This window comes from Mycobacterium sp. 23, from assembly GCF_048287075.1.
In the GTDB taxonomy this organism is placed as follows: Bacteria; Actinomycetota; Actinomycetes; order Mycobacteriales; family Mycobacteriaceae; genus Mycobacterium; species Mycobacterium gordonae_B.
Map to the genome: position 1 here is coordinate 5862463 of NZ_JBLVUX010000005.1, position 24350 is coordinate 5886812.

Consider the following 24350-nt stretch of genomic DNA (forward strand, 5'->3'; position numbering starts at 1 on the left):
CTTGCTACCTTTGGGTTTGGTTGCTACTGCGATTGCCAGCGCTTGTGGGCCTCGCAGTCCGCATGCCAGCACGACGGGCCGCGCCGTTTCTCATGGCTCTGGCCACCCCAGGTACCGAACTCGACAACCTGGTAGTACTCCGGGTGGCCGAATTCGCAGTCCTTGCCTGTGTATTCGTTGTAGCTCGTTGAACTCATGGGACGCGTCCAGTCAGCGACCCGTGTCGTAACTACGCCGCTGAAGCTCGTCGAATGATGCCTTCGAGCTGGCTGCCTCTGCATCGGCCTTCAGTTTGGCGACGTCGCGCTCAAGCTCGGCGACAATCAAAGTCAGACCGGCGATCGCGGTATCGCGTCCGTCCTGGTCGCTGTAACTCTTCTCAGGATCCATCGCCATTCTTTGAATGCGATCGGCCAACTCTGTCACTCTTGGTCCCGCATCGGGTGGCAACGTGAGATGTATCGTCATCAATTCCCCTTCCCGCTACCCCGTGGGGAGACCTTCACGTCGAAGGCCTCCCCACGAGCCCGGTCAGAGACATTCTCTCACTGGGTTGCTCGTATCTCGTGGATCAGAGCGACTGATCCGGTGAGGTGTTTCGCTTCGATCCTGATCGCGTCGACAGCATCGAGTTCCTGCTGGCGCACGTTGCGCAGCCGAACCTCGAGCATCGGTTGATCCACCCACAGCCGGTACGCCCACGCCGACATCGCACCGTTCGGGCATTCCCGAATCGTGGCCACCAGGTCCTCGAATCCGACCAGGCGCCGGCTGGCGATCTCGTCGACGATGTCCTCCTCGATCTGCGCCATCTCAGGGTTCGAGGGAACTGGTCCGCGCTCGATGTGCACCAGCTCGTGCGCCAGCGTGCACCGCCGCTCGTGCGGGGTCAGCGATCTGCACAGCGCGATTCGTTTCGCCCCGTTGAAGCAAAGCCCCAGGATTCGCCTCTTCGGTGAACAGCTGATGCACGTCGGAGACCGTGTACTCGGGGTGCTCGTCGGCGAGTTGCTGCCACGGGTTCCACCGCGGCCGCGGCGCCAGAAACGACGCCAGCCGCGAATCCCCGCCCGGGTAATACTCCGGAAGGGGTCTGGTCGCGGTCATCGGGCCACCCACCCGTCGATCAGGTCTGCGGCGGCCACGATCGCCGCCGCCAGCTCGCGGGCCTGGGCGGTGGTGATCCCATCGCCGGCACCCTGGATCGTCACCTGCGGCGCGTTGGGTTCGGTGACGGAAATGCTGCGTCAAAGCCGTGCCCCCGGCAGGATTCGAACCTGCGGCCTTCTGCTCCGGAGGCAGACGCTCTATCCCCTGAGCTACGGGGGCGCACTAGCGGAACGCTGCGCCATTGGGCTCCGCCAGAGTAGCGCATCCCGGTGACCGACCGGGCACCGGTAATGGATTCGGGGCGCGGGCACCCCAGCCAATAGGATGGACGCTCGTGACCCCCGCCGACCTCGCTGAGCTGCTCAAAACCACCGCCACCGCGGTGCTTGCCGAGCACGACCTCGACGTGTCCGCGCTGCCCGAGACGGTCACCGTGGAGCGTCCGCGCAACCCCGAACACGGAGATTACGCCTCCAACCTGGCCCTGCAGCTGGCCAAGAAGGTCGGCGCCAACCCCCGTGAGCTGGCCGGATGGCTGGCCGAGGCGCTGACGAAGGCCGACGGCGTCGCCTCTGCCGAGGTGGCCGGTCCCGGCTTCATCAACCTGCGCCTGGAGGCCTCGGCGCAGGCCAAGATCGTGACGGAAGTCATCGACGCCGGCCAGAGCTTCGGCCACTCCGAGACGCTGAAAGCCCAGAAGGTCAACCTGGAGTTCGTCTCGGCCAACCCCACCGGGCCGATCCACATCGGCGGCACCCGCTGGGCCGCCGTCGGTGATGCGCTGGGCCGGCTGCTCACCACCCAGGGTGCCGAGGTGGTCCGTGAGTACTACTTCAACGACCACGGCGCGCAGATCGACCGGTTCGCCAACTCCCTGGTCGCCGCGGCCAAAAACGAACCGGCCCCAGAGGACGGCTACGCGGGCGCATACATCAACGACATCGCCGCGCAGGTCCTGCAGAAGGCGCCAGAAGCCTTGAGCCTTCCCGACGCCGAGATGCACGAGACGTTCCGCCAGATCGGCGTCGACCTGATGTTCGCCCACATCAAGGAGTCGCTGCACGAGTTCGGCACCGACTTCGACGTCTACACCCACGAAGACTCGATGCACACCAGCGGCCGGGTGGACGAGGCCATCAGCAAACTGCGTGATACCGGCAGCATCTACGAGAAGGACGGCGCAACCTGGTTGCGCACCAGCGCTTTCGGTGACGACAAAGACCGGGTAGTGATCAAGAGCGACGGCATCCCCGCCTACATCGCCGGCGATCTGGCCTACTACCTGGACAAGCGCCAACGCGGATTCGACCTGTGCATCTACATGCTCGGCGCCGACCATCACGGTTACATCGCCCGCCTCAAGGCCGCCGCGGCCGCCTTCGGTGAGGACCCGGCCACCGTCGAGGTCCTGATAGGCCAGATGGTCAACCTGGTGCGCGACGGCCAGCCGGTCAAGATGAGCAAGCGGGCCGGCACCGTCATCACCCTCGACGACCTGGTCGAGGCCATCGGCGTCGATGCCGCGCGGTACAGCCTGATCCGGTCCTCGGTGGACACCCCGATCGACATCGATCTGGCGTTGTGGTCCTCGGCGTCCAACGAAAACCCGGTCTACTACGTGCAATACGCGCACGCCCGGCTGTCGGCTCTGGCCCGAAACGCCGCCGAACTCGGCCTCATCGCCGACACCGCACATCTCGAGCTGCTCAGCCACGATAAAGAGGGCACGCTGCTGCGCACCATCGGCGAGTTCCCGCGGGTGCTCAAGACCGCAGCGGCCCTGCGGGAACCGCACCGCATCTGCCGCTACCTGGAAGACCTGGCGGGCGACTATCACCGCTTCTACGACGCCTGCCGGATCCTGCCGCAGGGCGACGAAGAACCCACCGACCTGAACACCGCGCGGCTGGCGCTGTGCCAGGCCACCCGCCAGGTCGTCGCCAACGGATTGGCCATCCTCGGAGTGAGTGCCCCGGAGAGAATGTGAACGTCCACCCCGCCGGACCCCGGCACGCCGAGGAAACCCGGCCCGTCAGCAGCCCGCCACGTCCGCAGTCACCCGAGGAGCTTTTGCGGCTGGCGCCGAACGTGTGGCCGCGCAACACCATTCGTGACGACGACGGGATCGTCGAAATCGCCGGCGTCAAACTGACCGACCTCGCCGGCGAATACGGCACCCCGCTGTTCGTCATCGACGAAGACGATTTCCGCTCCCGCTGCCACGAGACGGCCGCGGCGTTCGGCGGTGGGGCCAATGTGCACTATGCCGCGAAAGCGTTCCTGTGCACCGAAATCGCCCGGTGGATCGAGCAGGAAGGCCTCTCGCTCGACGTCTGCTCGGGTGGTGAGCTGGCCGTCGCGCTCAACGCGGACTTCCCACCGCAACGAATCACGTTGCACGGCAACAACAAATCCGTGGCCGAACTGACCGCGGCGGTGAAAGCCGGTGTCGGCCACGTCGTCCTGGACTCGATGATCGAGATCGAACGGCTCGATGCGATCGCCGGTGAGGCCGGGATCGTCCAGGATGTGCTCGTCCGTCTCACTGTCGGCGTGGAGGCGCACACCCACGAGTTCATCTCCACCGCGCACGAAGACCAGAAGTTCGGACTGTCGGTGGCCAGCGGAGCGGCCATGGCGGCGGTGCGCAAGGTGTTCGCCGCCGACCACCTGCGGTTGGTCGGACTGCACAGCCACATCGGTTCGCAGATCTTCGATGTCGCCGGCTTCGAAATCGCCGCGCACCGGGTCATCGGGTTGTTGCGCGACATCGTCGCCGAATTCGGCGTCGACAAGACCGCGCAGGTGTCGACGGTGGATCTGGGCGGCGGCCTGGGCATCTCGTATCTGGCGCCGGACGATCCACCGCCGATCGCCGAGCTGGCGGACAAGCTGAGCGCGATCGTGAGCAACGAGTCGGCAGCCGTCGGGCTCCCCACGCCCAGGCTGGTCGTCGAACCCGGGCGTGCCATCGCCGGCCCGGGCACCATCACGCTTTACGAGGTCGGCACCGTCAAAGACGTCGACGTGAGCTCCAACGCGAGTCGGCGTTACGTGAGCGTCGACGGCGGCATGAGCGACAACATCCGTACTGCTCTGTACGACGCCCAGTACGACGTGCGGTTGGTGTCGAGGCTCAGCGATGCGCCCGCCACCGCGGCTCGTCTGGTCGGAAAGCATTGCGAAACCGGCGACATCCTGGTGCGCGACGCATGGGTCCCCGACGACGTGGGGCCCGGTGACCTGGTCGCCACCGCCGCGACCGGCGCCTACTGCTATTCCCTGTCGAGTCGTTACAACATGATCTGCCGTCCCGCGGTGGTCGCGGTGCGAGCGGGGGAGTCCCGCTTGATCCTGCGCCGCGAGACGGTCGACGATCTGCTGAGTTTGGAAGTGAGGTGACCGTGCCCGATAACGACAAGCAAGCCATCGGCGTAGCGGTGCTCGGGTTGGGTGTGGTCGGCAGCGAAGTCGTGCGCATCATCAACGAGAGCGCCGACGACCTGGCGGGCCGAATCGGAGCCCCGCTGGTGCTGCGCGGCGTCGGGGTACGCCGCCTCGGCGGCGACCGCGGCGTGCCGCTCGAACTGCTCACCGACGACATCGACGAACTCGTCTGCCGCGACGACGTCGACATCGTGGTGGAGGTGATGGGCCCGGTCGAACCGGCCCGCAAGGCGATCCTGGCCGCACTGGCCCACGGCAAGTCGGTGGTGACGGCTAACAAAGCGTTGATGTCGATCGCCAGCGGCGAACTGGCCGCCGCCGCCGAAAAAGAAGCCGTCGACCTGTATTTCGAGGCCGCGGTCGCCGGGGCGATCCCCGTCATCCGCCCGCTGACCCAATCGCTGGCCGGCGACACCGTCCTGCGGGTGGCCGGCATCGTCAACGGCACCACCAACTACATCCTCTCAGAAATGGGCAGCACCGGAGCCGATTACCAACAGGCGCTGGCCGACGCGAGCGCCCTCGGCTATGCCGAAGCCGACCCCACCGCCGACGTCGAGGGATACGACGCCGCGGCCAAGGCGGCGATCCTGGCGTCCATCGCCTTCCACACCCGGGTCACCGCCGACGACGTCTACCGCGAGGGCATCACCAAGATCACCCCGGACGACTTCGAGTCCGCCAAATCCCTGGGCTGCACCATCAAATTACTGTCCATCTGCGAGCGCATCACTACTGACGAAGGGCAGCAGCGGGTTTCGGCTCGCGTGTATCCCGCGCTGGTGCCCCTGACGCATCCGCTCGCATCGGTCAACGGCGCTTTCAACGCGGTGGTCGTCGAGGCCGAGGCGGCCGGGCGGTTGATGTTCTATGGCCAGGGCGCCGGCGGGGCGCCCACCGCCTCGGCCGTCACCGGTGACCTGGTGATGGCGGCGCGCAACCGGGTGCTCGGCAGCCGGGGTCCGCGCGAGTCCCGCTACGCCCGGCTTCCGGTGGCGCCCATGGGATTCATCGAAACGCGCTACTACGTCAGCATGAACGTCGCCGACAAACCGGGCGTGTTGTCGGCCGTGGCAGCCGAATTCGGCAAGCGCGAGGTGAGTATCGCCGAGGTGCGTCAGGAAGGCGTGGTCGACGAGGGCGGTCAGCGGGTGGGGGCCCGCATCGTGGTGGTCACCCACCGGGCGACCGACGCCGCGCTGTCGGAAACCGTTGACGCGCTGGCGGACCTGGACGTGGTGCAGAGCGTGCAAAGCGTGCTGCGGCTGGAAGGAACTGACGAATGAGCGCCCCACATACGGCGGTCCACCAACCGTGGCCGGGCCTGATCGCGGCCTACCGGGACCGGTTGCCGGTGGGCGACGACTGGACCCCGGTCACCCTGTTCGAAGGCGGCACCCCGCTGATCCCGGCGCCCCGGTTGTCCGAGAAGACCGGCTGCACAGTCCATCTCAAGGTCGAGGGCCTCAACCCCACCGGGTCATTCAAGGACCGGGGTATGACGATGGCCGTCACCGACGCTCTGGCCCGCGGCCAGAAAGCGGTGTTGTGCGCGTCGACCGGCAACACTTCGGCATCTGCCGCGGCATACGCCGCTCGCGCCGGCATCACCTGCGCGGTGCTGATTCCCACGGGCAAGATCGCGATGGGCAAGCTGGCGCAGGCCGTCATGCACGGCGCCAAGATCATTCAGATCGACGGGAACTTCGACGACTGCCTGGAACTGGCCCGCAAGATGACCAACGACTTCCCGACGATCTCACTGGTCAACTCGGTGAACCCGGTGCGCATCGAGGGGCAGAAGACGGCCGCGTTCGAGATCGTCGACGCGCTCGGGACGGCGCCGGATATCCACGCGCTTCCCGTCGGCAATGCGGGCAACATCACCGCGTACTGGCGCGGCTACACCGAATACCACCGCGACGGCGTCATCGACAAGCTGCCCCGGATGCTGGGCACCCAGGCGGCCGGCGCGGCCCCGCTGGTGCACGGTGAACCGGTCGCAAACCCGGAGACCATCGCCACCGCGATTCGCATCGGCGCACCGGCGTCGTGGACGTCGGCGGTCGAGGCGCAGCAGCAGTCCAATGGACGCTTCCTGGCAGCCACCGACGAGGAGATCCTGGCGGCCTACCACCTGGTGGCCAGCACCGAGGGTGTCTTCGTCGAGCCGGCGTCTGCCGCGAGCATCGCCGGCCTGCTGAAGTCCGTCGAGGACGGCTGGGTGGAACGCGGCTCGACTGTGGTCTGCACCGTCACCGGCAACGGTCTCAAGGACCCCGACACCGCCCTGCGGGACATGCCGCACGTGTCTCCGCTGCCGGTCGACCCCGTCCTCGTCGTTGAGCAGCTGGGGTTGGGCTAGTGGAATCTGGTTCGGCGGGTGCGGTTCTGCCTGCGGGGCTGACGGCCAGCGCCACTGTGTCGGCGTCCAGTGCCAACCTGGGCCCGGGTTTCGACAGCCTCGGGCTGGCTTTGAGCCTGTGCGACGAGATCGTGGTCGAGACAATGGATTCCGGCTTGGTCGTGACCGTCGAAGGCGAGGGTGCCGGCCAGGTACCGCTGGGGCCCGAGCACCTCGTGGTGCGGGCCATCCAGCGCGGCCTGCAGGCCGCCGGGGTCTGCGCCGCCGGCCTGGTGGTGCGCTGCCGCAACGACATCCCGCACTCCCGCGGCCTCGGGTCCTCCGCGGCGGCCGTGGTGAGCGGCCTGGCCGTGGTCAATGGTCTTGTCGCGCAGACGGATTCGGCTCCGCTCAGCGAAGCTCAGCTGATCCAGCTGGCATCTGAATTCGAAGGTCATCCGGACAACGCGTCGGCCGCCGTGCTCGGTGGGGCAGTGGTCTCCTGGGCTGACCACCGCAGCGGCCGTCCGGACTACTCCGCGGTTCCGCTGCATCTGCACCCCGACATCCACTTGTTCGCTGCCATTCCCGAGGAACGCTCGTCCACGGCCGAGACCCGGGTGCTGCTGCCCGCGCAGGTCAGCCACGAGGACGCCCGGTTCAACATCAGCCGGGTGGCGTTGCTGGTGGTCGCGCTGACCCAGCGGCCCGACCTGTTGATGGCTGCCACCGAAGACGTGCTCCATCAACCCCAACGTGCACCGGCGATGCCGTCCTCCGCGGAATATTTGCGGCTGCTGCGGCGTCATAGTGTTGCGGCAACGCTTTCCGGGGCTGGTCCTTCGCTGATCGCGCTGAGCACCGAGCCGGAGTTGCCTGCTGAAGCGGTGGAGCACGGAACCGCGAATGGATTCATGATCAAGAAGATGACGGTCGGCGGCGGAGTTCGCTGGAAGCCCGGCGTAACCGTCCCAGGTTGATCCACAGCGTGGCGGGCGGGTTTGCTTGCTTCCCGCCAGGAAGCGGGCTATCCTCGGACCCGTCCAGCAATTGCAGCATCTGCTCTGCACAAACTGCCTTGACGCTGAGACAACCACCAATTCTTCTCGTGAACTCGGTTCGCTGTTCGATCACCGTTTCAGAGTCGATTATTGGGCGCACTCAGCAATTTGCCTGAATGCTTGACCTGATGCAGGAATCCCCGTTTGACGTGATCAGCGGGGCAAGAAAGGAAATCCGTGACTGATACGGACCTCATCACGGCTGGCGAAAGCACCGACGCCGACAAGGTGTCGAACTCCGTGACCCCCGACGCCTCCGATGTTTCGGACGTCAAATCCAATGCGCCGTCCAGCTCGCTGTCCACCATGGTGCTGCCCGAGCTGCGCGCACTGGCTAACCGAGCCGGCGTCAAAGGGACGTCAGGCATGCGCAAGAGCGAGCTGATCGCCGCGATCCAGCAGACCAGGGGACAGGCGAACGGCAAGTCGGCCGGTGACGCCGAGCCGCAGCAGGAATCGGCCAAAGCCGATGCGCCGGCCCAGAACGACGCCGCGCAGGAACCCCCCACCGCCCAGGTGACCACCCCGGATGCTGCGCCCGCAGAGGCGCCCGACGCCGCGGAGACGCCGCGTCGCGAACGCCGTGGCGCGTCCCGGCAGGCGGGGTCCGCCGGAGGCGGCAACACCGGTGGTGGCAATAAAGGCGAGAACACCGACGACACCGACAAAGAACCGGCCCGCGACCGCGGCGAGCGCGACAAGGGTGAGCCCAAGGGTGAGCGTGGTCAGGGTGACCGCGAGCGCGGCCAGGGTGAGCGTGGCCAGCGGAAAGCAGAGACCGACGACCGGTCCGCGGACTCGGGCAACGACCAGTCCGGCGACCAGCAGGGCAATGGCCAGCAGCGCGGCGGCGGCGGTGGCGCCGACGACGACGGCGACGGACGGCAGGGCCGGCGGGGACGCCGGTTCCGCGACCGCAGGCGCCGTGGCGAGCGCACCGGCGAGGCCGGGGAATCCGAACTGCGCGAGGACGACGTCGTACAGCCGGTGGCCGGGATTCTCGACGTGCTGGACAACTACGCCTTCGTGCGCACCTCCGGTTACCTGGCCGGTCCGCATGACGTCTACGTGTCCATGAACATGGTGCGCAAGAACGGCTTACGGCGCGGCGACGCGGTGACCGGCGCAGTGCGGGTGCCCAAAGACGGCGAACAGCCCAACCAGCGGCAGAAGTTCAACCCACTGGTACGCCTGGACAGCGTCAACGGCGGACCCGTCGAGGACGCCAGGAAGCGTCCCGATTTCCAGAAGTTGACGCCGTTGTACCCCAACCAGCGCCTGCGTCTGGAAACCACGCCGGACCGGCTGACCACCAGGGTCATCGACCTGATCATGCCGATCGGCAAGGGCCAGCGCGCCCTGATCGTGTCGCCGCCCAAGGCGGGTAAGACCACGATCCTGCAGGACATCGCCAACGCGATCACCAAGAACAACCCCGAATGCCACCTCATGGTCGTGCTCGTCGACGAGCGGCCCGAGGAGGTCACCGACATGACCCGTTCGGTCAAGGGTGAGGTCATCGCGTCCACCTTCGACCGGCCGCCGTCAGACCACACGTCGGTCGCCGAGCTGGCCATCGAGCGCGCCAAGCGCCTGGTGGAGCAGGGCAAGGACGTCGTGGTGCTGCTTGACTCGATCACCCGGCTGGGCCGCGCGTACAACAACGCGTCGCCTGCCTCCGGCCGGATCCTGTCCGGTGGTGTCGACTCGACCGCGCTGTACCCGCCCAAGCGTTTCCTGGGTGCGGCCCGCAACATCGAGGAAGGCGGCTCGCTGACCATCATCGCCACGGCGATGGTCGAGACCGGCTCCACCGGTGACACGGTCATCTTCGAGGAGTTCAAGGGCACCGGTAACGCCGAGCTCAAGCTGGACCGCAAGATCTCCGAACGTCGGGTCTTCCCTGCGGTCGACGTCAACCCGTCGGGTACCCGGAAGGACGAGTTGCTGCTGTCCCCGGACGAGTTCGGCATCGTGCACAAACTGCGCCGGGTGCTGTCGGGTCTGGACTCGCACCAGGCCATCGACCTGCTGATGTCGCAGCTGCGTAAGACGAAGACGAACTACGAGTTCCTCGTCCAGGTGTCCAAGACGACACCGGGCAACATGGACAACGACTAGTTCCGTTTCGCGGCGATCTCGCCGAGCAGCGCCGCCACCACCCCGAAGGCGAAGTACAGCGGAACCAGCCATGGCGCGACGCCGAACAGGCCGTCGCTGCCCTGGGTGTAGCGAAATACGTCGAGGGCTTCGATGCCGACCTCGGCCGCGGGCCCTACGATGGCGACCGCGACCCCGCCCACCACGGCGAGCCGATCGCCGAGCACCGACCAGGTGATGGTCGCGATCGCGCAGACCAGCACCGTGCTGACGAACACCGGCGCCGTGTGCGCCAGCGCCGTGACGGCGTAGGTGCCCACCACGGCCGCGACCCCGCCGAGCCCCTGGCGCGCCGTCACATCCGTGCGCGCCGCGCCGAGGTGCAACCGCAGCTCGGCCAACAGGACCGTGGCAGTCCCGACGAGAGCGGGAAACCAGATCGGGCTGGTCCATACGAACGGGACCTGATGCGACGCCGGCAGGTACACCAGAGTGCCGGTGACGACGTGACCGTGATCGCCGATCAGGCCGGCGATGCCCCCGATGGCGAACAGCAGAGCGATGCTGGGTATCCGCAGTTGCATCAGGTTCTCTTACGCCAATCCCGCCGTCGTTGGCAACGGTTGACAGCGGACCGGGCGGCGCCGAAGCGAGGCTCCACAGCGGGAATAGGCATCCCCACCCCGGCGTTTAGGCTGACGTAGGTTGACCTGGCATAATCGACGGTCGATCACTCGGAACCACTTCAGGTTCGCGGTCCGGGCCGACCAGGGGCCCCGAGTGGCATATGACGAAGAGGACAGCATGAAAACTGACATCCATCCCGCCTACGAGGAGACCACCGTGGTCTGCGGTTGCGGGAATTCCTTCACCACCCGCAGCACCAAGCCGGGTGGCCGCATCGTGGCCGAGGTCTGCTCGCAATGCCATCCCTTCTACACCGGCAAGCAGAAGATTCTCGACAGCGGTGGCCGGGTCGCGCGCTTCGAGAAGCGCTACGGCAAGCGCAACGCGGACAAAGCTGCGGCCGACAAATAGCTGCCTTTCCGACGCCCGAACTGTGCGATACCAGCACAGGCCGGGCGTCGGTTCGCGTTCGGGGTTCGAAGCGGCTACCAGGGAGGTGACATGACGCAGCCGGTGCAGACGATTGACGTCCTGCTCGCCGAGCACGCAGCTCTCGAGAAGGCGCTCGCCGATCCCGAACTGCACAGCAAGCCCGACGAGGCGCGCAAAGCCGGACGCCGATTCGCGCGGTTGGCGCCGATCGTCGCGACCCACCGCAAGCTGGTGTCGGCCCGCGACGATCTGGAGACCGCCCGCGAACTGGCCGTCGACGACGCATCCTTCGCCGAGGAGGTCACCGAACTGGAGGCCCGGGTCGCCGAGCTGGACACCCAGCTCACCGACATGTTGGCACCCCGCGACCCGCACGACGCCGACGACATCGTGCTCGAGGTGAAATCCGGTGAAGGGGGCGAGGAGTCGGCCCTGTTCGCCGCCGACCTGGCCAGGATGTACATCCGGTACGCCGAACGCCACGGCTGGACGGTCACGGTGCTGGGCGAGACCACGTCGGATCTGGGCGGCTACAAAGACGCGACGCTGGCCATCGGCAGTAAGGGCGACAGCGCCCACGGCGTGTGGTCGCGGATGAAGTTCGAGGGCGGCGTGCACCGCGTGCAGCGTGTTCCGGTGACCGAGTCACAGGGCCGGGTCCACACATCGGCCGCCGGCGTGCTGGTCTACCCCGAACCCGAGGAAGTCGGCGAGGTTCAGATCGACGAGTCCGACCTGCGGATCGACGTCTACCGGTCATCGGGCAAAGGCGGCCAGGGCGTGAACACCACCGACTCCGCGGTGCGGATCACGCACCTGCCCACCGGCATCGTCGTCACCTGCCAGAACGAACGCTCACAGTTGCAGAACAAGACCCGGGCGCTTCAGGTGCTCGCCGCCCGCCTGCAGGTGTTGGCCGAGGAGCAGGCACTCGCCGACGCCTCGGCCGACCGCGCCAGCCAGATCCGTACGGTCGACCGTAGCGAACGCATCCGGACCTACAACTTCCCCGAGAACCGCATCACCGATCACCGCATCGGCTTCAAGTCACACAACCTCGACCAGGTTCTCGACGGCGACCTGGACGCGCTGTTCGACGCGCTGAGCGAAGCCGACAAACAGGCGCGGCTGCAACAGGCGACATGACCGGGACAGTTCGGCAATCCCTGCGGCAGGCGATCGACTCCGCTGCGGCGCAACTGGCCGAAGCGGGCATCGACTCCGCCCGCTGGGATGCCGAGCAGCTGGCCGCCCATGTGGCCGGTACCGACCGCGGCCGGCTCCGGTTTGTGGATCCTCCCGACGAGTTCTTCGAACGCTTCCAGCACGCCGTAGCGGCACGCGCCCAGCGGGTGCCGCTGCAACACCTCACCGGGACGGTCGGTTTCGGGCCGGTGCTGCTGCACGTCGGCCCGGGGGTGTTCATCCCCCGGCCCGAGACCGAGGCGATGTTCGAATGGGCTGTCGCACAAACACTTCCGGCGCGGCCAGTCATAGTCGACGCGTGCACGGGCTCCGGTGCGCTGGCAGTCGCCCTGTCGCGGCACTGGCCGGGCGCCCGGGTTGTCGGCATCGACGACTCCGAGGCGGCCCTGGAGTATGCCCGTCGCAACGTCGAGGGCACCGGGGTGGAACTGGTTCACGCTGACATCGACACGCCCGGCCTGCTGCCGGACCTCGACGGCCGGGTCGACCTCGTCGTCTCGAACCCGCCGTACGTGCCGGCCGATTCCGTGCTGGAACCCGAAGTGACACAACATGATCCGTCGCACGCAGTGTTCGGCGGACCGGACGGGATGGCGGTGATACCCGCCGTGGTCGCGCGCGCCGCGAGTTGGCTGCGCCCGGGTGGTCGGTTCGCTGTCGAGCATGACGACACCACATCGTCGATGACCGTCGCATGCATCAACAGGACGGGGCTTTTCAGTGACGTGGTGGCCCGCAATGATCTGGCCGGACGGCCCAGGTTCGTGACGGCCCGGAGGGGAAGCGCCGATGAGTGAGGTTTTCGACTGCGCCGACCCGGATCGGCGGGCGCGTGGCATCACCGCCGCGGTGGATGCGCTCAAGTCCGGCCGCTTGGTCGTCATGCCGACTGACACCGTCTACGGCCTCGCGGCCGACGCTTTCGCCAGCACCGCGGTCGACGCGCTGCTGGCGGCCAAGGGCCGCGGCCGCGACATGCCGGTGGGGGTGCTGGTCGGCTCCTGGCACACCATCGAAGGCCTGGTGTACGGGATGCCGGACGGTGCGCGCGAGCTGATCCGGGCGTTCTGGCCCGGCGCGCTGAGCCTGGTGGTGAAGCAGGCGCCGTCGCTGCAATGGGACCTCGGGGACGCGCACGGCACCGTGATGCTGCGGATGCCGTTGCACCCGGTCGCCATCGAGTTGCTGCGCGAGGTCGGGCCGATGGCGGTGTCCAGCGCCAACGTCTCCGGCCAGCCCCCGGCAGTCGACGCCGCGGAGGCCCAGCGCCAACTCGGCCCCCGCGTGGACGTCTACCTCGACGGCGGGCCGGCCGCGCAGCAGGCCGCCTCGACGATCGTCGACCTGAGTGGAAAGGCCCCACGCATCCTGCGTGAGGGGCCGGTCAGCACCGCCCGCGTCGCCGAGGTGCTCGGCGTGGACGCGGCCAGCCTGATCGACTAGCGCTTCGGTCGCCGACCGTGATCTGACGGCGAAAATCCGGCCCGAATCTCACCGTGGGTTCACGTTCGGCGATGACCGCGGGCGCACCGGTCTCAGGTTGGTGAAGTACGGTCTCGAGGTGTCCAGCGATGTGGCCAGCCTTGCCGGTGGTTTGCTCGCACTGTCCGACCGCAGCGCCGGAGTCCCGCTGCGCGAGCTTGCTCTGGTCGGGCTGACCGCGGCCATCATCACCTATTTCGCGACCGGGCCGGTTCGCGTGCTGGCCACCCGGCTGGGTGCCGTCGCCTACCCCCGGGAACGGGATGTGCACGTGACGCCGACGCCCCGCATGGGCGGGTTGGCGATGTTCCTCGGCGTCGGCTCGGCCGTCTTCCTGGCCTCCCAGCTGCCGGCGCTCACCCGAGGATTCGTCTACTCCACGGGCATGCCCGCGGTGCTGGTCGCCGGCGCGGTGATCATGGGTATCGGACTGATCGACGACCGCTGGGGCCTGGACGCGCTGACCAAGTTCGCCGGCCAGATCACCGCCGCAAGTGTGCTGGTCACCATGGGTGTCGCGTGGAGCGTGCTGTACATCCCAGTGGGGGGCGTGGGCACCATCGTGCTGGACCAGGCCTCCTCGATCCTGCTGACGCTGGCTTTGACGGTCTCGATCGTCAATGCGATGAACTTCGTCGACGGGCTGGACGGGCTGGCGGCCGGGCTTGGCCTCATCACGGCCCTGGCCATCTGCATGTTCTCGGTGGGTCTGCTGCGCGACCATGGCGGCGACGTGCTCTACTACCCGCCCGCGGTCATCTCGGTGGTTCTCGCGGGTGCCTGTCTGGGGTTTCTGCCGCACAACTTCCACCGGGCGCGGATCTTCATGGGTGACTCCGGCTCGATGCTCATCGGCCTGATGCTCGCGGCGGCCTCGACGACCGCCGCCGGACCGATCTCGCAGAACGCCTACGGCGCCCGCGATGTGTTTGCTCTGCTGTCGCCGTTCCTGCTGGTGGTCGCCGTCATGTTTGTGCCGATGCTCGACCTGCTGCTGGCGATCGTGCGGCGCACCCGGGCGGGCCGCAGTGCCTTCACCCCCGACAAAATGCATCTGCACCACCGGCTGCTGCAGATCGGCCATTCCCATCGCCGGGTGGTGCTGCTCATCTACCTATGGGTCGGCATCGTCGCCTTTGGCGCGGCGAGCACTATTTTTTTCGACCCCCGCCACACCGCCGCGGTGATGCTGGGAGCAATAGCCGTCGCAGGCGTCGCGACCGTGATTCCGCTGTTGCGCCGCCGCGACGAGTACTACGACGATCAGTAGTAGGTCAGGCTGCCCTATGGTACGGTGCTGGTAGAACCCCGAAATAAACCTCGCGGGTTGCCGGCTCCCCGGCCCGTCGGATGGGTTTCCGGTGCCGCCGGCACAAGACCGACACAGGGAGCTACCCCTTGGGTAAATCCAGCGTGACCCTTGCGATACGCTCGGCGGGCCACGGATCAGTCGGTCGCGTGGTTTTCGCCCCACCAACCTGGGATTGAGGTGCTGCAGTGACGACACCAGCGCAGGACGCGCCGTTGGTGTTTCCCGCTGTTGCGTTCCGTCCCGTTCGGCTGTTCCTCATCAGCCTGGGGGTGACGGCGGTAGCGACCTTGATCGCCGGCTACGCCGGTCACCCCGTCGTCGGGGGGTTCTTCGGAATCGGGTTGATGCTGGGTTTGCTCAACGCGCTGATGGTGCGTCGCTCGGTCGAGTCGATCACCGCGCGAGATCATCCGCTGAAGCGTTCGATGGCCATCAACTCGGCCTCACGCGTCGCGCTCATCACGATCCTCGCGTTGATCATCGCTTTCATATTCCGGCCCGAAGGTCTGGGCGTGGTGTTCGGCCTGGCACTCTTCCAGGTGCTACTGGTGGCATCGACTGCGCTGCCGGTGTGGAAGAAGCTGCGGACCGGCGACCCGGACGGACAGCTCGAGGGCCAAGAAGGTGCGGTAGTGACGGGATCAGAAGGCACGGAAGAGAGGAGCGCCGGCGATGACTGAGTCGATCCTGGCCGCTCAGATCGAGGTCGGCGAGCACCACACCGCCAAATGGCTTGGTCTGACAGTCAACACCGACACCATCATGTCGACGGCGATCGCCGCGGTGATCGTGATCGGGTTGGCGTTCTACCTGAAGTCCAAGGTGACCTCGACCGCCGTGCCCGGCGGTGTGCAGCTGTTCTTCGAAGCGATCACCATCCAGATGCGCAGCCAGGTCGAGGCGGCCATCGGCATGCGGATCGCGCCGTTCGTGCTGCCGCTCGCGGTGACCATCTTCGTGTTCATCCTGATCTCGAACTGGTTGTCGGTGCTGCCGCTGCAGTACACCGACAAAGAAGGCAAGACCACCGAGCTCCTCTCGTCGGCGGCTGCCGACATCAACTACGTGCTGGCCCTGGCCCTGTTCGTGTTCGTCTGCTACCACGCGGCCGGGATCTGGCGTCGCGGCATCATCGGCCACCCGATCAAGGTGCTCAAGGGCCACGTGGCGATCCTCGCGCCGATCAACGTCGTCGAAGAGCTCGCCAAGCCGATTTCGCTGTCGCTCCGACTCTTCGGCAACATCTTCGCCGGCGGCATCCTGGTCGCGCTGATCGCGCTGTTCCCGCCGTACATCCTGTGGCTGCCGAACGCGATCTGGAAGTCGTTCGACCTGTTCGTCGGCGCCATCCAGGCCTTCATCTTCGCCCTGCTGACGATCCTGTACTTCAGCCAAGCGATGGAACTAGAAGAGGACCACCACTAAAAAAATCCTGGTAAACCGCTACCAGAGTTATCAAGGAGGATAAAAATGGACCCCACTATCGCAGCCGGCGCCCTCATCGGCGGTGGATTGATCATGGCCGGTGGCGCCATCGGCGCCGGTATCGGTGACGGTGTCGCGGGTAACGCGCTGATCTCCGGCGTCGCACGCCAGCCCGAGGCACAGGGACGTCTCTTCACCCCGTTCTTCATCACGGTCGGCCTGGTCGAGGCGGCCTACTTCATCAACCTGGCGTTCATGGCGCTATTCGTCTTCGCCACGCCCGTCAAGTAATTCGCTGTGATGGGTGACCCGACCTCTCTTGCTTCGGCTGTGAAGTTTGCAGCAGAGGAAGGCGGCCAAAGCAACTTCCTCATCCCGAACGGCACCTTCTTCTTCGTGCTGGCCATCTTCCTGGTGGTGCTCGGGGTCATCGGCACGTTCGTCGTGCCGCCGATTCTGAGGGTGCTCAAGGAACGCGACAACATGGTCGCCAAGACCCAGGCCGACAGCAAGAAGGCGGCCGAGCAGTTCGCGGCCGCCGATGCCGACTACGAGAAGGCCTTGAAGGAAGCCCGGGTTGAAGCCGGCGCCTTCCGCGACAACGCGCGGACAGAGGGTCGCAAGGTCATCGACGACGCGCGAGCTCGCGCCGAGCAGCAGGTGGCAGAGATGTTGGCCCAGGCCAACGAGCAATTGAAGCGGGAGCGCGACGCCGTGGAATTGGATCTGCGCTCCAACGTCGGTGCGATCTCGGCCACGCTGGCCTCCCGCGTGCTCGGCGTCGAAGTCAGCCCCGCAGCCGCAACCTCAGAAGCGACTTCGAAAGCGACGAGGTAGCCACCATATGTCGACATTTATCGGACAGCTGATCGGTTTTGCGGCGATCGTGCTGCTGGTCTGGCGGTATGTCGTGCCGCCGGTCCGCAAGCTGATGACCGCCCGCCAGGAGACTGTGCGCCAGCAGTTGCAGGACTCGGAGAAGGCCGCCAAGCGCCTCACCGAGTCGACCACGGCGCACAGCAAGGCCGTGGAACGCGCCAAGGAGGAGGCCGCGGAACTCGTCGAAGAGGCGAAGTCCGACTCCGAGCGCATCGAGGAACAGATGCGGGCGCAGGCCGAGAGCGAGGCCGAACGCATCAAGGCGCAGGGAGCGCGTCAGACCGAGCTGCTGCGGGCGCAACTGACCCGTCAGCTCCGGCTGGAGCTGGGCCACGAATCAGTGCGCCAGGCAAGCGATTTGGTGCGCAGCTATGTGGCCGACGCCGAGCAGCAGGCATCGACCGTCGATCGGTTCCTTGACCAACTCAGCGAGATGGCGCCCGAACCGGTCGAGGTGGAATACCCGGTGCTGGCCAAGATGCGTTCGGCGAGCCGAAGCGCGGTGGGCAACCTGGTCGACCGGTTCAACTCCCTCGCCGACGACCTCGACAACAAGGGTTTGACGACGCTCTCCGACGAGTTGGTGTCGGTGGCCAAGATGTTGAACCAGGAGATCGTGGTCACCCGGTACCTCACCGTGCCGGCCGAGGACGCGGCGCCCCGGGTCAAGTTGATCGAGCGACTGCTCGAAGGCAAGGTCGGTGACCCCACCCTCGACGTGCTGCGCACCGCCGTCTCGGAGCGCTGGTCGGCGAACGGGGACCTGGTCGACGCGATCGAGCACGTGTCGCGGCAGGCTTTACTCGCGGTCGCTGAGAAGGACGGCAGCGTCGACGAAGTCGAAGACCAGTTGTTCCGGTTCTCGCGCATCCTCGACGCCCAACCGCGCCTCGGCATCCTGCTGGGCGACTACACCAGCGACGTCGATCGGCGAGTTGGCTTGCTGCGCAAGGTACTTGAGGGTTCGGGCAGCAAGGTGAACCCGGTCGCGGTCGCGCTGCTGTCCCAGACGATCGAGTTGCTGCGGGGCAGTCCGGCCGAAGAGGCCGTCTTGCTGCTTGCTCAGGTCGCGGTCGCCCGCCGCGGCGAGGTCGTGGCGCAGGTCAGTGCCGCGGCCGAACTCAGCGATGCCCAACGCAGCCGCGTCAGTGAAGTGTTGAGTCGCATCTACGGTCACCCGGTGGCGGTCCAGCTGCAAACCGATCCTGACCTGCTCGGCGGCCTGCAGATCGTGGTGGGCGACGAAGTGATCGACGGCACGCTCAAGTCCCGGTTGGCGGCTGCTGAGGCCCAGTTACCCGACTAACCCAAAGCCCGACGGAAACCGACCTAAGTCACACAACGAAGTAGGAAGACGAAAAGCCATGGCCGAGTTGACAATCTCCGCTGATGCCATCCAGAGCGCCATCGAGGAATACGTAGAGTCCTTCACCGCCGACACCTCGCGGGAGGAAGTCGGCACCGTGGTGGATGCCGGAGACGGCATTGCGCACGTCGAGGGTCTGCCGTCCGTGATGACCCAGGAACTGCTCGAGTTCACGGGCGGGGTCCTCGGAGTCGCATTGAACCTCGACGAGCACAGCGTCGGCGCCGTGATCCTGGGTGACTTCGAGAAGATCGAACAGGGCCAGCAGGTCAAGCGCACCGGCGACGTGCTCTCGGTCCCCGTCGGCGACGCCTTCCTCGGCCGGGTGGTCGACCCGCTGGGACAGCCCATCGACGGCGGCGGCGACATCGAGACCGACACCCGGCGCGCGCTGGAGCTGCAGGCGCCGTCGGTCGTCGAGCGCCAGAGTGTGAAAGAGCCGCTGCAGACCGGCATCAAGGCCATCGACGCGATGACCCCGATCGGTCGCGGCCAGCGGCAGCTGATCATCGGCGACCGCAAGACCGGCAAGACCGCCGTCTGCGTCGACACGATCCTCAACCAGCGCCAGAACTGGGAGACCGGCGACGAGAAGAAGCAGGTCCGCTGCGTCTACGTCGCAATCGGGCAGAAGGGCACCACAATCGCCTCCGTCCGGCGCGCACTGGACGAGGGTGGCGCGATGGACTACACCACCATCGTCGCGGCGCCGGCTTCCGACTCGGCCGGCTTCAAATGGCTTGCGCCGTATACCGGTTCGGCCATCGCTCAGCACTGGATGTACGAGGGCAAGCACGTCCTGATCGTCTTCGACGACCTGACCAAGCAGGCCGAGGCCTACCGCGCGATCTCGCTGCTGCTGCGTCGTCCGCCGGGCCGCGAGGCCTACCCGGGCGACGTGTTCTATCTGCACTCGCGGCTCCTCGAGCGTTGCGCCAAGCTGTCCGACGAACTCGGCGGCGGCTCGCTGACCGGCCTGCCGATCATCGAGACCAAGGCCAACGACATCTCGGCCTACATCCCCACCAACGTCATCTCGATCACCGACGGCCAGTGCTTCCTGGAGAGCGACCTGTTCAACCAGGGCGTCCGGCCGGCCATCAACGTCGGTGTGTCGGTGTCCCGCGTCGGTGGCGCCGCCCAGATCAAGGCGATGAAAGAGGTGGCGGGCTCGCTGCGGCTGGACCTGTCGCAGTACCGCGAGCTGGAATCGTTCGCCGCCTTCGCTTCCGACCTCGACGAGACGTCGAAGAAGCAGCTGGCGCGCGGTGAGCGCCTGGTCGAGTTGCTCAAGCAACCGCAATTCGCGCCGTTACCCGTTGAGGAGCAGGTGGTTTCGATCTTCCTGGGCACCGGCGGTCACCTGGACTCGGTGCCGGTGGAGGACGTCAAGCGGTTCGAAGCCGAGCTGCTGGACCACATGCGGGCCTCGGAAGAGAAGTTCCTCGAAGGCATCCGCAGCAGCGGGAAGCTGGGTGAGGAAGAAGAGGAAAAACTCACCGACATCATCAACAAGTTCAAGAAGGGCTTCGCCGCCACCTCCGGTGAGTCCGTGGTACCCGACGAGCACGTCGAGGCCATGGATGAAGAGGACCTCGGCAAGGAATCGGTGAAGGTCAAGAAAGAGAAGCCCAAGAAGGACACCAAGAAGGACAAGAAGTAACCACCGATGGCTGCCACACTTCGCGAGCTACGCGGACGGATCAAGTCGGCGGGGTCGATCAAGAAGATCACCAAGGCTCAGGAACTGATTGCGACCTCGCGTATCGGTAAGGCGCAGGCGCGATTGGAATCCGCCCGGCCGTACGCCTTTCAGATCACGTCGATGCTCACCACCTTGTCCGCCGAGGCCGCTCTGGACCATCCGCTGCTCGTCGAGCGCGCGGAACCCAAGCGGGCCGGCGTGCTGGTGGTGTCCTCCGACCGTGGTCTGTGTGGTGCGTACAACTCGAGCATCTTCCGGCGGTCCGAGGAGCTCTTCTCGTTGCTTCGGGAAGAGGGCAAGGACCCGGTGCTGTACACCGTGGGGCGAAAAGCCCAGAACTACTTCACCTTCCGGAACTGGGACATCAGGGAGTCGTGGACCGGCTTCTCCGAGCAACCTCAGGTCGAAAACGCCTCCGAGATCGCCGAGACTCTGGTCGACGCGTTCATGGCCGGCACCGGCGACGACGAGGATGACGAGGAACGCGGCGTCGACGAACTGCACATCGTCTTCTCCGAGTTCAAATCGATGATGTCGCAGCAGGCCGTCGCGCACCGCATCGCCCCGTTGGTGGTCGAGTACGTCGAGGAAGACACCGGACCGCACACGTTGTACTCGTTCGAGCCGGACGCGACGACGCTGTTCGAGGCGCTGCTGCCGCGGTACCTGACCACCCGCGTCTACGCTGCCCTGCTCGAATCGGCGGCCTCGGAACTCGCGTCGCGCCAGCGCGCGATGAAATCGGCGACCGATAACGCCGACGACCTCATCAAGGACCTGACGCTGCAAGCCAACCGCGAGCGGCAGGCCCAGATCACCCAAGAGATCAGCGAAATCGTCGGTGGCGCAAACGCGCTCGCCGACGCCTCCAAGTAAGCCCCACGAGGAAGCGAAAGAATATGACTGCTGTAGACGAGAAGACCGACAAGAAGTCGGGCTCCGACACCAACGGCCGCGTGGTGCGGATCACCGGCCCCGTCGTCGACGTCGAGTTTCCGCGGGGCTCCATTCCGGAACTGTTCAACGCGCTGCACGCCGACATCCCGTTCGAGTCGCTGAAGAAGACACTGACTCTGGAGGTGGCACAGCACCTCGGTGACAACCTGGTGCGCACCATTTCGCTGCAGCCCACCGACGGTCTGGTGCGCGGTACAGAGGTCATCGACACCGGCAACTCGATCTCGGTGCCGGTCGGCGAGAAGGTCAAGGGCCACGTCTTCAACGCACTTGGCTACTGCCTGGACGACCCCGGTTACGGCGAGGACTTCGACCACTGGTCGATTCACCGCAAGCCGCCGAACTTCGAGGACCTCGAGCCTCGCACCGAGATGCTCGAGACCGGCCTGAAGGTCGTCGACCTGCTGACCCCCTACGTGCGTGGTGGCAAGATCGCGCTGTTCGGCGGTGCCGGCGTGGGCAAGACGGTGCTCATCCAGGAGATGATCAACCGCATCGCCCGCAACTTCGGTGGTACTTCGGTTTTCGCAGGGGTGGGGGAGCGCACCCGTGAGGGCAACGACCTGTGGGTCGAGCTCAAGGAAGCCGACGTGCTCAAGGACACCGCCCTGGTGTTCGGCCAGATGGACGAGCCGCCCGGCACCCGTATGCGGGTGGCCCTGTCCGCGCTGACCATGGCCGAGTGGTTCCGCGACGAGGCCGGCCAGGACGTGCTGCTGTTCATCGACAACATCTTCCGGTTCACCCAGGCCGGTTCGGAGGTGTCGACACTGCTCGGTCGTATGCCTTCCGCGGTGGGTTACCAGCCGACGCTGGCCGACGAGATGGGTGAGCTGCAGGAGCGCATCACCTCGACGCGTGGCCGGTCCATCACCTCGATGCAGGCCGTCTACGTGCCCGCCGACGACTACACCGACCCCGCGCCGGCCACCACGTTCGCCCACCTGGACGCCACCACCGAGCTTTCCCGGTCGGTGTTCTCCAAGGGCATCTTCCCCGCGGTGGACCCGCTGGCGTCCAGCTCGACCATTCTGGACCCCAGCGTCGTCGGCGACGAGCACTACCGGGTGGCCCAGGAAGTTATTCGAATCCTGCAGCGCTACAAGGACCTTCAGGACATCATCGCGATTCTCGGTATCGACGAGCTGTCCGAGGAGGACAAGCAGCTGGTCAACCGGGCCCGCCGGATCGAGCGGTTCCTGTCGCAGAACATGATGGCGGCCGAACAGTTCACCGGTCAGCCGGGTTCGACCGTCCCGGTCAAGGAGACCATCGAGGCGTTCGACAGGCTGTCGAAGGGCGACTTCGACCACGTGCCCGAGCAGGCCTTCTTCCTCATCGGTGGACTCGACGACTTGGCCAAGAAGGCCGAGACCTTCGACGTCAAGCTATGACGCGGGATTTCCGGCTGACGCGAGAGGTGGTGTGGCATGGCTGAATTGAACGTTCAGATCGTCGCCGTCGACCGTGAGATCTGGTCGGGCGAGGCGACGTTCCTCTTCACCCGCACCACTTCCGGGGAGATCGGCATTCTGCCGCATCACATCCCGTTGGTCGCACAGCTGGTCGACGACGCCATGGTGCGGGTCGAACGGGAGGGCGAAGACGACTTGCGGATCGCGGTCGACGGCGGCTTCCTCACGGTGACCGAAGAGGGTGTGAGTGTGCTCGCCGAGTCTGCCGAGTTCGAGAAAGACATCGACGAGAGCGCTGCCAGGCAGGATTCCGAATCGGACGATCCCCAAGTCGCCGCCCGGGGGCGCGCAAGGTTGCGCGCCGTCGGCGCGCTCGACTGACCCCCACGATGAGCGCGCCCATGGTCGGCATGGTCGTGCTCGTCGTCCTGCTGGCAGCGGCGGTGCTCGCGCTGAGTTTCCGGCTGTGGAAGCTTCGGCGGGGCGGGACCGCGGCCATCATGCGCGATATCCCCGCTGTGGGTGGTCACGGCTGGCGTCACGGCGTGATCCGTTACCGAGGCGGTGAAGCGGCGTTCTACCGGCTGTCCAGCCTGCGGCTATGGCCGGACCGGCGGCTGAGCCGGCGCGGGGTCGAGGTGGTGGCCCGGCGTGCGCCGCGCGGCGACGAGTTCGACATCATGACCGACGAGATCGTCGTGCTGGAACTGCGCGACAACACCCAGGATCGTCGGCTGGGATACGAAATCGCCTTGGACAGAGGGGCTTTGACGGCCTTCCAGTCGTGGCTGGAGTCACGGCCCTCGCCGCGCGCCCGTCGTCGCAGCGTCTGAGGGCAAGCAGACACAAAAGCCCCTATTCAAGCGGGTAACAGGGGGCCTTTACGTCTGCTCGCTACCCTTGGCGCCGCCGCCCGGGCGCCACAGCACGTCGCCGCCGGGGTTGGCCACCCGCGACAGGATGAACAGCAGGTCCGAAAGCCGGTTGAGGTATTTCGCCGGCAACACACTCATGTCGTCGGGGTGTGCCTCGACGGCTGCCCACGCCGCCCGCTCAGCCCGCCGCACCACGGTACGGGCCACGTGCAACAACGCCGACAACGGCGAACCACCCGGCAGGATAAAGGAATTCAGCGCCGGCAAGCCTTCGTTGTAGGTGTCGCACCAGCCCTCGAGCCGGTCGATGTACGCCTGGGTGATACGCAGCGGGGGATGTTCCGGGTTCTCCACCAACGGCGTCGACAGGTCGGCGCCGGCGTCGAACAGGTCGTTCTGGATCTGCCGCAACACCCCCGCGACCTGCTCCTCAGGAGCGCCCAGTGCGACCGCGACCCCGATCGCCGAGTTGGCCTCGTCGCAATCCGCGTAGGCGACCAGTCGCGGGTCGGTTTTGGCCACCCGTGAGAAATCGCTCAATCCCGTCGTGCCGTCGTCGCCCGTGCGGGTATATATGCGGGTCAGATGGACTGCCATGGGCAAAACG

The 24350-nt window shown here is 66.4% G+C and carries 27 protein-coding genes and 1 tRNA gene; 21 read left to right on the plus strand and 7 right to left on the minus strand.

All coding sequences use genetic code 11. The features are described from left to right. Positions 1–23: 23 nt before the first annotated feature. The 5 genes from ACNQS7_RS28200 to ACNQS7_RS28220 all read right to left on the minus strand — a co-directional run bounded on the left by ACNQS7_RS28200 (position 24) and on the right by ACNQS7_RS28220 (position 1329). The gene (locus ACNQS7_RS28200) at positions 24–197 is read right to left on the minus strand and encodes a hypothetical protein (RefSeq protein ID WP_418015136.1); all 174 of its coding nucleotides are present in this window, start codon (positions 195–197) and stop codon (positions 24–26) included. Between the two features lie 13 nt (positions 198–210). Next, positions 211–468, minus strand: coding sequence for a hypothetical protein (locus ACNQS7_RS28205; RefSeq protein ID WP_418015137.1), 258 nt, complete (start codon positions 466–468; stop codon positions 211–213). Positions 469–545: 77 nt separating this feature from the next. Further along, positions 546–911: a hypothetical protein gene (locus tag ACNQS7_RS28210; protein ID WP_418016186.1), complete on the minus strand. Its 366-nt coding sequence runs from the start codon at positions 909–911 to the stop codon at positions 546–548. Then, positions 814–1107 (minus strand): hypothetical protein, encoded by a 294-nt coding sequence (locus ACNQS7_RS28215; protein ID WP_418015138.1) that lies wholly within the window; start codon positions 1105–1107, stop codon positions 814–816. The genes ACNQS7_RS28210 and ACNQS7_RS28215 overlap by 98 nt, the downstream gene beginning before the upstream one ends. Before the next feature lie 149 nt (positions 1108–1256). Next, a tRNA-Arg gene (locus ACNQS7_RS28220) sits at positions 1257–1329 on the minus strand. A 115-nt stretch (positions 1330–1444) separates the two neighbouring features. Between ACNQS7_RS28220 and argS the strand changes: the two genes are divergently transcribed. From argS to rho, 6 genes are all read left to right on the plus strand, one after another. After that, a complete protein-coding gene (gene argS, locus ACNQS7_RS28225; protein ID WP_418015139.1) occupies positions 1445–3097 on the plus strand; it encodes an arginine--tRNA ligase in 1653 nt (550 codons plus the stop codon). An 83-nt stretch (positions 3098–3180) separates the two neighbouring features. Next, positions 3181–4512 carry a diaminopimelate decarboxylase gene (lysA, locus tag ACNQS7_RS28230; protein ID WP_418016187.1) on the plus strand — a complete coding sequence of 444 codons (1332 nt, stop codon included), beginning with the start codon at positions 3181–3183 and terminating at the stop codon, positions 4510–4512. A 2-nt stretch (positions 4513–4514) separates the two neighbouring features. Next, positions 4515–5843: a homoserine dehydrogenase gene (locus ACNQS7_RS28235; RefSeq protein ID WP_310787059.1), complete on the plus strand. Its 1329-nt coding sequence runs from the start codon at positions 4515–4517 to the stop codon at positions 5841–5843. After that, positions 5840–6922 carry a threonine synthase gene (thrC, locus tag ACNQS7_RS28240; protein ID WP_310771985.1) on the plus strand — a complete coding sequence of 361 codons (1083 nt, stop codon included), beginning with the start codon at positions 5840–5842 and terminating at the stop codon, positions 6920–6922. Before ACNQS7_RS28235 ends, thrC begins: the two co-directional genes overlap by 4 nt. After that, on the plus strand, positions 6922–7881 hold the full coding sequence (gene thrB / locus ACNQS7_RS28245; RefSeq protein WP_418015140.1) for a homoserine kinase: 960 nt from the start codon (positions 6922–6924) through the stop codon (positions 7879–7881). Before thrC ends, thrB begins: the two co-directional genes overlap by 1 nt. A 258-nt stretch (positions 7882–8139) precedes the next feature. Continuing rightward, on the plus strand, positions 8140–10083 hold the full coding sequence (rho, locus tag ACNQS7_RS28250; RefSeq protein ID WP_418015141.1) for a transcription termination factor Rho: 1944 nt from the start codon (positions 8140–8142) through the stop codon (positions 10081–10083). On the opposite strand, the gene ACNQS7_RS28255 is transcribed toward rho, so the two are convergent. Continuing rightward, a complete protein-coding gene (locus tag ACNQS7_RS28255; protein ID WP_418015142.1) occupies positions 10080–10646 on the minus strand; it encodes a diacylglycerol-binding protein in 567 nt (188 codons plus the stop codon). The two genes, rho and ACNQS7_RS28255, sit on opposite strands and share 4 nt — an antisense overlap. A gap of 220 nt (positions 10647–10866) precedes the next feature. Between ACNQS7_RS28255 and rpmE the strand changes: the two genes are divergently transcribed. The 15 genes from rpmE (at position 10867) to ACNQS7_RS28330 (ending at position 23701) form a co-directional block, all read left to right on the plus strand. After that, positions 10867–11100, plus strand: coding sequence for a 50S ribosomal protein L31 (rpmE, locus tag ACNQS7_RS28260; protein WP_055580753.1), 234 nt, complete (start codon positions 10867–10869; stop codon positions 11098–11100). A gap of 90 nt (positions 11101–11190) precedes the next feature. After that, the gene (prfA, locus tag ACNQS7_RS28265) at positions 11191–12267 is read left to right on the plus strand and encodes a peptide chain release factor 1 (protein ID WP_418015143.1); all 1077 of its coding nucleotides are present in this window, start codon (positions 11191–11193) and stop codon (positions 12265–12267) included. Continuing rightward, positions 12264–13124 carry a peptide chain release factor N(5)-glutamine methyltransferase gene (gene prmC / locus ACNQS7_RS28270; RefSeq protein WP_418015144.1) on the plus strand — a complete coding sequence of 287 codons (861 nt, stop codon included), beginning with the start codon at positions 12264–12266 and terminating at the stop codon, positions 13122–13124. Before prfA ends, prmC begins: the two co-directional genes overlap by 4 nt. Beyond that, entirely contained in the window at positions 13117–13770 is a 654-nt protein-coding gene (locus ACNQS7_RS28275) for an L-threonylcarbamoyladenylate synthase (RefSeq protein ID WP_418015145.1), read from the plus strand. The genes prmC and ACNQS7_RS28275 overlap by 8 nt, the downstream gene beginning before the upstream one ends. Before the next feature lie 100 nt (positions 13771–13870). Beyond that, positions 13871–15079 (plus strand): UDP-N-acetylglucosamine--decaprenyl-phosphate N-acetylglucosaminephosphotransferase, encoded by a 1209-nt coding sequence (rfe, locus tag ACNQS7_RS28280; RefSeq protein WP_120793610.1) that lies wholly within the window; start codon positions 13871–13873, stop codon positions 15077–15079. 227 nt (positions 15080–15306) lie between these two features. Further along, positions 15307–15801 (plus strand): ATP synthase subunit I, encoded by a 495-nt coding sequence (locus tag ACNQS7_RS28285; RefSeq protein WP_418015146.1) that lies wholly within the window; start codon positions 15307–15309, stop codon positions 15799–15801. After that, a complete protein-coding gene (atpB, locus tag ACNQS7_RS28290; RefSeq protein ID WP_055580744.1) occupies positions 15794–16546 on the plus strand; it encodes a F0F1 ATP synthase subunit A in 753 nt (250 codons plus the stop codon). The genes ACNQS7_RS28285 and atpB overlap by 8 nt, the downstream gene beginning before the upstream one ends. Positions 16547–16591: 45 nt before the next feature. After that, positions 16592–16837 (plus strand): F0F1 ATP synthase subunit C, encoded by a 246-nt coding sequence (locus tag ACNQS7_RS28295; RefSeq protein ID WP_003406686.1) that lies wholly within the window; start codon positions 16592–16594, stop codon positions 16835–16837. A gap of 9 nt (positions 16838–16846) precedes the next feature. Further along, the gene (locus tag ACNQS7_RS28300) at positions 16847–17383 is read left to right on the plus strand and encodes a F0F1 ATP synthase subunit B (protein ID WP_055580743.1); all 537 of its coding nucleotides are present in this window, start codon (positions 16847–16849) and stop codon (positions 17381–17383) included. 7 nt (positions 17384–17390) lie between these two features. Further along, positions 17391–18731, plus strand: a complete 1341-nt coding sequence (locus tag ACNQS7_RS28305) for a F0F1 ATP synthase subunit B/delta (RefSeq protein WP_418015147.1) — start codon at positions 17391–17393, stop codon at positions 18729–18731. A 58-nt stretch (positions 18732–18789) separates the two neighbouring features. Further along, positions 18790–20454, plus strand: a complete 1665-nt coding sequence (gene atpA, locus ACNQS7_RS28310; protein WP_055580741.1) for a F0F1 ATP synthase subunit alpha — start codon at positions 18790–18792, stop codon at positions 20452–20454. A gap of 6 nt (positions 20455–20460) precedes the next feature. Then, positions 20461–21372 carry a F0F1 ATP synthase subunit gamma gene (locus ACNQS7_RS28315; protein ID WP_055580740.1) on the plus strand — a complete coding sequence of 304 codons (912 nt, stop codon included), beginning with the start codon at positions 20461–20463 and terminating at the stop codon, positions 21370–21372. Between the two features lie 23 nt (positions 21373–21395). Then, positions 21396–22847 (plus strand): F0F1 ATP synthase subunit beta, encoded by a 1452-nt coding sequence (gene atpD / locus ACNQS7_RS28320; protein WP_055580739.1) that lies wholly within the window; start codon positions 21396–21398, stop codon positions 22845–22847. Between the two features lie 36 nt (positions 22848–22883). After that, complete coding sequence (locus ACNQS7_RS28325) at positions 22884–23249, plus strand: F0F1 ATP synthase subunit epsilon (protein ID WP_055580738.1); 366 nt, start codon at positions 22884–22886, stop codon at positions 23247–23249. 8 nt (positions 23250–23257) lie between these two features. Then, positions 23258–23701, plus strand: a complete 444-nt coding sequence (locus tag ACNQS7_RS28330; RefSeq protein ID WP_055580737.1) for a DUF2550 domain-containing protein — start codon at positions 23258–23260, stop codon at positions 23699–23701. Positions 23702–23749: 48 nt separating this feature from the next. Here ACNQS7_RS28330 and ACNQS7_RS28335 read toward each other — a convergent pair whose 3' ends face one another. Continuing rightward, entirely contained in the window at positions 23750–24340 is a 591-nt protein-coding gene (locus ACNQS7_RS28335) for a cob(I)yrinic acid a,c-diamide adenosyltransferase (protein ID WP_418015148.1), read from the minus strand. Positions 24341–24350 lie beyond the last annotated feature (10 nt).

What these genes read in the sequence shown, in the direction of transcription:
- atpB (WP_055580744.1), top strand. Translation starts at nt 15,794, where the DNA reads ATGACTGAGTCGATCCTGGCCGCTCAGATCGAGGTCGGCGAGCACCAC.
- prfA (WP_418015143.1), top strand. Translation starts at nt 11,191, where the DNA reads ATGACGCAGCCGGTGCAGACGATTGACGTCCTGCTCGCCGAGCACGCA.
- ACNQS7_RS28215 (WP_418015138.1), bottom strand. Translation starts at nt 1,107, where the DNA reads ATGACCGCGACCAGACCCCTTCCGGAGTATTACCCGGGCGGGGATTCG.
- ACNQS7_RS28300 (WP_055580743.1), top strand. Translation starts at nt 16,847, where the DNA reads ATGGGTGACCCGACCTCTCTTGCTTCGGCTGTGAAGTTTGCAGCAGAG.
- atpA (WP_055580741.1), top strand. Translation starts at nt 18,790, where the DNA reads ATGGCCGAGTTGACAATCTCCGCTGATGCCATCCAGAGCGCCATCGAG.
- ACNQS7_RS28255 (WP_418015142.1), bottom strand. Translation starts at nt 10,646, where the DNA reads ATGCAACTGCGGATACCCAGCATCGCTCTGCTGTTCGCCATCGGGGGC.
- ACNQS7_RS28205 (WP_418015137.1), bottom strand. Translation starts at nt 468, where the DNA reads ATGACGATACATCTCACGTTGCCACCCGATGCGGGACCAAGAGTGACA.
- atpD (WP_055580739.1), top strand. Translation starts at nt 21,396, where the DNA reads ATGACTGCTGTAGACGAGAAGACCGACAAGAAGTCGGGCTCCGACACC.
- ACNQS7_RS28330 (WP_055580737.1), top strand. Translation starts at nt 23,258, where the DNA reads ATGAGCGCGCCCATGGTCGGCATGGTCGTGCTCGTCGTCCTGCTGGCA.
- ACNQS7_RS28335 (WP_418015148.1), bottom strand. Translation starts at nt 24,340, where the DNA reads ATGGCAGTCCATCTGACCCGCATATATACCCGCACGGGCGACGACGGC.
- ACNQS7_RS28200 (WP_418015136.1), bottom strand. Translation starts at nt 197, where the DNA reads ATGAGTTCAACGAGCTACAACGAATACACAGGCAAGGACTGCGAATTC.
- rpmE (WP_055580753.1), top strand. Translation starts at nt 10,867, where the DNA reads ATGAAAACTGACATCCATCCCGCCTACGAGGAGACCACCGTGGTCTGC.
- ACNQS7_RS28305 (WP_418015147.1), top strand. Translation starts at nt 17,391, where the DNA reads ATGTCGACATTTATCGGACAGCTGATCGGTTTTGCGGCGATCGTGCTG.
- ACNQS7_RS28325 (WP_055580738.1), top strand. Translation starts at nt 22,884, where the DNA reads ATGGCTGAATTGAACGTTCAGATCGTCGCCGTCGACCGTGAGATCTGG.
- ACNQS7_RS28315 (WP_055580740.1), top strand. Translation starts at nt 20,461, where the DNA reads ATGGCTGCCACACTTCGCGAGCTACGCGGACGGATCAAGTCGGCGGGG.
- ACNQS7_RS28275 (WP_418015145.1), top strand. Translation starts at nt 13,117, where the DNA reads ATGAGTGAGGTTTTCGACTGCGCCGACCCGGATCGGCGGGCGCGTGGC.
- thrC (WP_310771985.1), top strand. Translation starts at nt 5,840, where the DNA reads ATGAGCGCCCCACATACGGCGGTCCACCAACCGTGGCCGGGCCTGATC.
- ACNQS7_RS28295 (WP_003406686.1), top strand. Translation starts at nt 16,592, where the DNA reads ATGGACCCCACTATCGCAGCCGGCGCCCTCATCGGCGGTGGATTGATC.
- prmC (WP_418015144.1), top strand. Translation starts at nt 12,264, where the DNA reads ATGACCGGGACAGTTCGGCAATCCCTGCGGCAGGCGATCGACTCCGCT.